Below are 1,948 nucleotides of genomic sequence, written 5' to 3'. Positions count from 1 at the left end.
TGGCAGAACCCCGGCCATTCGCGCGCCGAATTTTCGGCGCTCGCCTGCTGGGCGCTGCGCCGCGGACTGCCGCACCGTCCCGCGGGCGACAATGTCGATGTGCCGTGCGACCATGTCGACCGCAGCGATGCCGCGGCGCCCGTCGACACGCTGTGCCTGCCGCTCACCGCGCAGCGCGAGACGCTGGGCCTCCTTTATTTCGAAGCGCCGGCGGGTAACCCCGGCGCGCTGTCCGGTCCCGAAATCTATCTCGACATGCTGGCGGAGAATATCGGGCTGGCGATCGCCAATCTGCAATTGCGCGAAACGCTGCGCGAAATGGCGCTCGCCGACCCGCTGACCGGTCTGTCGAACCGTCGCCAGCTCGACCAGCTGCTCGGCATCCAGATCGCGCAGGCCGAACGGCTGGGGCAGGATCTGGGCTGCCTGATGATCGACGTCGATCATTTCAAGCGTTTCAACGACGTCCACGGCCACGACGCGGGCGACACGGTGCTGCGCGAAGTCGGCAAGGTGCTGGCGGGCGTGACGCGCGATGCGGGCCTCGCCTTTCGCTATGGCGGCGAGGAGTTCATGCTGCTGCTCCCCGGCCTGTCGGTCGAGGGCGCGACCGAGCGCGCCGAGGAAATCCGTACCCGCGTCGCCGCACTGGCGCTGGGATCGGAGGCCGGAAACATGGGGCCGGTTACGGTTTCGATCGGCGTTGCGATCACCCCGCTGCACTGCCCGCCCGACCGGTTGGTCCGCACCGCCGACGCCGCCTTGCTGCGCGCCAAGGCGATGGGCCGCGACCGGGTCGAGGTGGCGCAGCAGCGCGATTCCTTCGCCGCGGTCTGACGGGCCGCGCCGCGAGGACGCGGCCCGCCGAACCCAGGATCAGGCGATGATGCGCTTCAGCTTTTCGAGCGCCGTCTTGTCATTCTCGTGATAGTCGATGGTGGTGACGAAGTGGCCGTCCTTGTCCATCAGATAGATGGCGGCGGTGTGATCGACCGTATAGTCGCCGCCCTCGATCGGCACCTTGCGGACATAGACGCCATATTCCTTCTGGATTTGGGCAAGCTGGGCATCGGTTCCGGTCGCCCCGATGATCGGCGTCTTGAACAGCGCGACATAGCTGCCGATGTCGGCGGGCCGGTCGTGCTGCGGGTCGACCGAGACGAAGACGATGTCGAACTTCATCCCGTCGGGACCGAGCTGTTCGCGAAGCTGCGCCATGCGCGCGAGGCTGGTCGGGCAGACGTCGGGGCAGCGGGTGAAACCGAAGAAGATCGCGAAGGGCCGGCCCTTCAGCGTCCGGTCGGTGAGCGTCGAGCCATCGGCCGCGGTGAGCGTGAAGGGGCCGCCGATCGCGGCGCCGGCTGAGGCGGCCGGCGCGCTCTTGCTGCCGTCTCCGCCACCAACCGCCAATATGACGCCGAAGACCGCGGCGACCGCGACGAGCATCCACAGGATGCGACGAACGACGACCATCGGCGGGGTGCCGCCCTCAATGTCCGCCATGACCGCCCTCCATCGGTGCGGTCGATGCGATCGGTTGCACCTTGAAGCGCACGGCGACCTTCCCCTGCCGCGCGAAGACCAGCGTCGCGGGGATCATGTCGCCCTGCTTGAACGGCTTTTTGAGGCCCATGAACATGATGTGATAGCCGCCGGGCTTGAGTTCGAGCGTGCCGCCCGCCGGGATGGCGAGGCCGCCGGTGATCTGGCGCATCCGCATCACCCCGTCCTCGACCTTCATCATGTGGATCTGGACGTCGGCGGCGGCGGGCGAAGTCGCCGAGAGGAGCCGGTCTTCGGTCTTGCCCTTGTTCGTTATGGTCAGAAAGCCGCCGCCGGCCTTTTGCCCCGGCGCGGTTTCGCGCGACCAGGGGTGGCCGATGGCGAGCGCGCCGGCGGCGACGCCGTGCGCGAGCAGCGGCGGCGCGGCGACCAGCGCCGTTGCCGC

3 protein-coding genes are annotated in these 1,948 nt (G+C 68.4%); 1 reads left to right on the top strand and 2 read right to left on the bottom strand.

Annotated elements, in window-relative coordinates:
* Nucleotides 1-837, top strand: an 837-nt coding sequence (locus ABS88_RS20990; RefSeq protein ID WP_286750483.1) for a sensor domain-containing diguanylate cyclase, incomplete at its 5' end; no start/stop codon positions are given.
* A gap of 39 nt (nt 838-876) precedes the next feature.
* Here ABS88_RS20990 and ABS88_RS20985 read toward each other — a convergent pair.
* Both ABS88_RS20985 and ABS88_RS20980 read right to left on the bottom strand, forming a co-directional pair.
* Nucleotides 877-1,503 carry an SCO family protein gene (locus ABS88_RS20985; protein WP_286750482.1) on the bottom strand — a complete coding sequence of 209 codons (627 nt, stop codon included), beginning with the start codon at nt 1,501-1,503 and terminating at the stop codon, nt 877-879.
* Entirely contained in the window at nt 1,490-1,882 is a 393-nt protein-coding gene (locus tag ABS88_RS20980) for a copper chaperone PCu(A)C (protein ID WP_286750484.1), read from the bottom strand. The genes ABS88_RS20985 and ABS88_RS20980 overlap by 14 nt, the downstream gene beginning before the upstream one ends.
* Between the last annotated feature and the right edge of the window lie 66 nt (nt 1,883-1,948).

This window comes from Sphingopyxis sp. SCN 67-31 (assembly GCF_001725095.1).
Note: the sequence above shows the minus strand (reverse complement) of the source record. Positions and strands in the feature narration are given on the sequence as shown.

Bases quoted from the DNA above. Each gene is read 5' to 3' on its own strand.
- ABS88_RS20985 (WP_286750482.1), bottom strand. From the start codon at position 1,503: ATGGCGGACATTGAGGGCGGCACCCCGCCGATGGTCGTCGTTCGTCGC.